Here is a 4,646-nt window from a genome sequence, read left to right as displayed (position 1 = left end):
TTAGCTATATTTTTTACTTTGCAACAGAACCATCATTTTTATTAAAATACTCTTTTGTAAAATCTTTCTGCTCTTCAATGTATTTAATTTCTTTACCTCTAAATCTATTATAGCTATTTGATGATTACAATAAAATTGATCTTACCTTATTGCCCTTGGAAGAGTTAGATAATTACCTAAAGGGCGATAAATTAATAAAGGTTCTAATTGATAAAGATTGTAGAATTAAAAGGGACATAGTTCCGACTGATATAGATTATCATGTAAGAAAGCCAAGCGCAAGGGAGTATGATGATTGCTGCAATGAATTTTGGAATGTAACACCTTATGTTATTAAAGGATTGTGCCGTAAGGAAATTTTATTTGCTATTGATCATTTTAATCAGATTGTTCGCCATGAGCTGCTGAGAATGATATCATGGAAGGTCGGCATCGAAACAGGCTTTAAATTAAGTGTAGGCAAGAACTATAAGTTTATTGAAAGGTATATATCCGAGGATTTGTGGGAGAAACTTTTGTCCACCTACCGGATGGATTCCTATGAAAACATATGGGAAGCATTATTTCTATGCCATCAATTGTTCAGGGCGGTATCCGGTGAGGTGGCGGAAAGGCTTCATTATGCCTATCCGGAGTATGATAGGAATATAACAAAATATACCAGGGACATGTATAAAAAATACACTGGTAAAACCGGCTGCCTGGATAGCACATATGCCGCTGATATAGAAGAGAGGCGGGAACAGTGATTACAGAAATGAAAGCAGGGCACCTGAAAGATATCGATAAACCCAGCGAACCATTTGAGGTGATAGGTAAGATTATACCGAGGTATGAAAACGAGAATTGGACCTTTACAGAATTACTCTATGAAGCGCCATATTTAAAAAGCTACCAAGACGAAGAGGATGAAGAGGATGAGGAGGCAGATTGCCTTGAATATATTGACAATACTGATAAGATAATATATCTTTACTACCAAGACGATAAATGCGTCGGAAAAGTTAAACTGCGAAAAAATTGGAACCGGTACGCTTATATAGAAGATATCGCCGTATGTAAGGATTTCAGGGGGCAAGGCATAGGCAGCGCGCTTATCAATATATCTATAGAATGGGCAAAGCATAAAAACTTGCATGGACTAATGCTTGAAACCCAGGACAATAACCTTATAGCTTGTAAATTCTATCATAATTGTGGTTTCAAAATCGGCTCCGTCGATACTATGTTATACGCCAACTTTGAAAACAACTTTGAAAAAGCTGTTTTCTGGTATTTAAGGTTTTAGAATGCAAGGAACAGTGAATTGGAGTTCGTCTTGTTATAATTAGCTTCTTGGGGTATCTTTAAATACTGTAGAAAAGAGGAAGGAAATAATAAATGGCTAAAATGAGAATATCACCGGAATTGAAAAAACTGATCGAAAAATACCGCTGCGTAAAAGATACGGAAGGAATGTCTCCTGCTAAGGTATATAAGCTGGTGGGAGAAAATGAAAACCTATATTTAAAAATGACGGACAGCCGGTATAAAGGGACCACCTATGATGTGGAACGGGAAAAGGACATGATGCTATGGCTGGAAGGAAAGCTGCCTGTTCCAAAGGTCCTGCACTTTGAACGGCATGATGGCTGGAGCAATCTGCTCATGAGTGAGGCCGATGGCGTCCTTTGCTCGGAAGAGTATGAAGATGAACAAAGCCCTGAAAAGATTATCGAGCTGTATGCGGAGTGCATCAGGCTCTTTCACTCCATCGACATATCGGATTGTCCCTATACGAATAGCTTAGACAGCCGCTTAGCCGAATTGGATTACTTACTGAATAACGATCTGGCCGATGTGGATTGCGAAAACTGGGAAGAAGACACTCCATTTAAAGATCCGCGCGAGCTGTATGATTTTTTAAAGACGGAAAAGCCCGAAGAGGAACTTGTCTTTTCCCACGGCGACCTGGGAGACAGCAACATCTTTGTGAAAGATGGCAAAGTAAGTGGCTTTATTGATCTTGGGAGAAGCGGCAGGGCGGACAAGTGGTATGACATTGCCTTCTGCGTCCGGTCGATCAGGGAGGATATCGGGGAAGAACAGTATGTCGAGCTATTTTTTGACTTACTGGGGATCAAGCCTGATTGGGAGAAAATAAAATATTATATTTTACTGGATGAATTGTTTTAGTACCTAGATTTAGATGTCTAAAAAGCTTTAACTACAAGCTTTTTAGACATCTAATCTTTTCTGAAGTACATCCGCAACTGTCCATACTCTGATGTTTTATATCTTTTCTAAAAGTTCGCTAGATAGAGTTCTATATTAGAGATGTAAAGAGTTTTGGTGAAGAGGTTTGTGAGTATGGCTTTTATAACCAGGGTGCAATGAGAAGCACTAACAGCAGCTAGCTTAAGAACGCATAGGATATACTTTTTATGGAAGTCACAGAGGAGGAATAAAATTTGAACAGGATTAACAGAGTAACCTCTATTCTTATTCAGCTGCAATCAAAAAAAATAATTCCTGCCAAAGAAATTGCACAGCGATTTAATATAAGCTTAAGGACAGTTTACAGAGATATCCGGACACTTGAAGAAGCCGGAATACCAATTGGATCTGAGGCCGGAAAAGGATATTTTCTTGTAGAGGGCTTCCTACTTCCGCCGGTAATGTTTACAGCGGCGGAAGTGGGTGCATTGATTACAGCAGGGAAATTTTTAAATTGCCATGGAGATGAATCATTTATAAAGGATTTTGATTCAGCTATGTATAAAATCAAATCTATTTTGAAGCATGGTGAAAAAAACTATGCACAGGAGTTGGAGAACAGTATTAACGTGTACAGCACATCTGGACAGAAAAATACATTGGCGGATAACGTTATTGCAGCAATTCAGACTGCAATCTGCAATAAAAGGGTAATATCAATTCAATATCCTGCATCAGGAGGGCAAGAACCGGAAAGCAGAATGATAGAGCCTATATCACTGGGGTTTTATGAACAGAACTGGTACTTAATCGGTTTTGCAGGCTAAGAAATGAATATAGGAATTTTCGTGTGGATCGGATTAAAAGCATTTGCATAGAAGAAGAGCTCTGTCAAAGCCATGATGGCTCTTTGGAACAAATATTAAAACAAATGCTTTCATATAAAAAACTATATAATGTAATTCTTAGAGCTGAAAAAGGGGAGACATACAATTCTATCAAGAACAGGTATTCTCTCGGCTTCCTTGAAGAAACCGATTTGGGAAGTAAAATGGAAATCGAATTCCAGACAGATTCCTTTGAGATATTGAGCAAGCAGCTGATTGAATATGGATCAGGCATTGAAATAGTCCAACCTGATGAATTAAAATGCATAACCCGTAAACACCTGGCACAAATTACGAATCACTGCCTAAACTTGATTTAGAGAAAGCGATTGGTCTGTTATGTATTTTTTGTAAGGTTTCATATCCCCTGCTGACATACAGCTGTCAGTGTATTATGATATTCTACTATCAAAAAGGAGGATTGAAAAATATGAAACCAAAGATAATTATGCACACACAAATTAGCCTTGATGGCCGCATTAAAGGCTTTGATAATCCGGAAGTTTACTACCAGGTTGCCGGGGGAATTCATTCGGATGCGGTGCTGTTTGGGTCCAATACTGTTTTTACTGCATTTGAAAAATACCCTGCTGAAACAGAGGCTGATTTTGAGAAAATCATAACAAGCCCGGAGGACCCCAGACCAATAGGAGTCATACCTGACAGCAGAGGTATCTTGAGAAGTCTTCATTGCTTAAGAAATCTTGGATATCTGAAGGAAATTGTCATTCTGGTATCAACTGCCACTCCGAAGGAATATTTGAATTATTTGGAGGAAAGGCATTACCCATATATTGTGTCAGGAAATGATCATGTGGACTATGAAAAAGCCTTTCAGATCCTGCATGAGCAATATGGGTGTAAATACATGCGGACAGACAGTGGCGGTGGATTAACCAACAAATTATTAGAAAACGGACTTATTGATGAAATCAGTCTTGTGATATCACCATGTTTTGTAGGTAATAAAGAAAAACAACTATTTGATAACCTTCTGTTATCTGAAAAAGTTAATTTGGAATTGCAGGGAACAGAGAATGCAGAACATGGCTGTCTGTCATTGCGCTATGCTGTGAAAAATAAGGATTAGTGCAGCATACTTTAAAAAGTGTCTGTTGGGACAGTGTCCTAAAGGAAGCATAAGCTCATGGCTAGCGGCGGTGTTAAAGTAACGGCACTCGGCCCCAATATATAGTTGATATGCCCCTAAGCCTTTGAGGGCAAGGCGGTCAACCGCGCCTTTTCCGGTCCGCATACAGTCGTTCAATGAGGGTATCAAGCTCGGCAATGCGGCGGTGCTTCTCGGTGGTTCGTTTCTTCGCCGCCGTTTTCGGCTAATTCTAATTGATCCGAACTGTAAGGATAAGCAATTATCCGGGGCTAGTTAAGTATCTTAGAGAGGAAGATAAAGATAAGTAAACCAATTTTAAAGTTGTACCGAATAAAGCCTTCAAGAGGACAACATGCTTTTGAAGGCTTTATTGCTTACAATTACTTGGATTGTAACGCAAAAGCAGGCACCAAATCAATGAAAAATAGGGTTCTGTTGCAAAGTAAAAAATA

General features: G+C 38.9%; 3 protein-coding genes and 3 pseudogenes. All 6 read left to right on the top strand.

The window, feature by feature from the left end:
• Positions 1-113: 113 nt before the first annotated feature.
• Positions 114-749, top strand: a pseudogene (locus tag HMPREF2647_RS00280) (aminoglycoside 6-adenylyltransferase); the annotation flags it as partial.
• A complete protein-coding gene (sat4, locus tag HMPREF2647_RS00275; protein ID WP_000627290.1) occupies positions 746-1,288 on the top strand; it encodes a streptothricin N-acetyltransferase Sat4 in 543 nt (180 codons plus the stop codon). The pseudogene HMPREF2647_RS00280 and the gene sat4, both read left to right, overlap by 4 nt.
• 92 nt (positions 1,289-1,380) lie before the next feature.
• Complete coding sequence (gene aph(3')-IIIa / locus HMPREF2647_RS00270) at positions 1,381-2,175, top strand: aminoglycoside O-phosphotransferase APH(3')-IIIa (protein ID WP_001096887.1); 795 nt, start codon at positions 1,381-1,383, stop codon at positions 2,173-2,175.
• Positions 2,176-2,450: 275 nt separating this feature from the next.
• A pseudogene (locus HMPREF2647_RS11580) lies at positions 2,451-2,582 on the top strand (HTH domain-containing protein); the annotation flags it as partial.
• A gap of 75 nt (positions 2,583-2,657) precedes the next feature.
• Positions 2,658-3,403: pseudogene (locus HMPREF2647_RS11575) on the top strand (helix-turn-helix transcriptional regulator).
• A 110-nt stretch (positions 3,404-3,513) separates the two neighbouring features.
• Positions 3,514-4,173 carry a dihydrofolate reductase family protein gene (locus tag HMPREF2647_RS00255; protein WP_000802831.1) on the top strand — a complete coding sequence of 220 codons (660 nt, stop codon included), beginning with the start codon at positions 3,514-3,516 and terminating at the stop codon, positions 4,171-4,173.
• The last annotated feature ends 473 nt before the right edge of the window (positions 4,174-4,646 follow it).

The sequence above is a fragment of the Staphylococcus sp. HMSC035D11 genome (assembly GCF_001836075.1).
Lineage (GTDB): Bacteria > Bacillota > Bacilli > Staphylococcales > Staphylococcaceae > Staphylococcus > Staphylococcus hominis.
The sequence above is the reverse complement of the archived record's forward strand: the minus strand, read 5'-3'. Positions and strand labels throughout refer to the sequence as shown.

Bases quoted from the DNA above. Each gene is read 5' to 3' on its own strand.
- HMPREF2647_RS00255 (WP_000802831.1), top strand. From the start codon at position 3,514: ATGAAACCAAAGATAATTATGCACACACAAATTAGCCTTGATGGCCGC.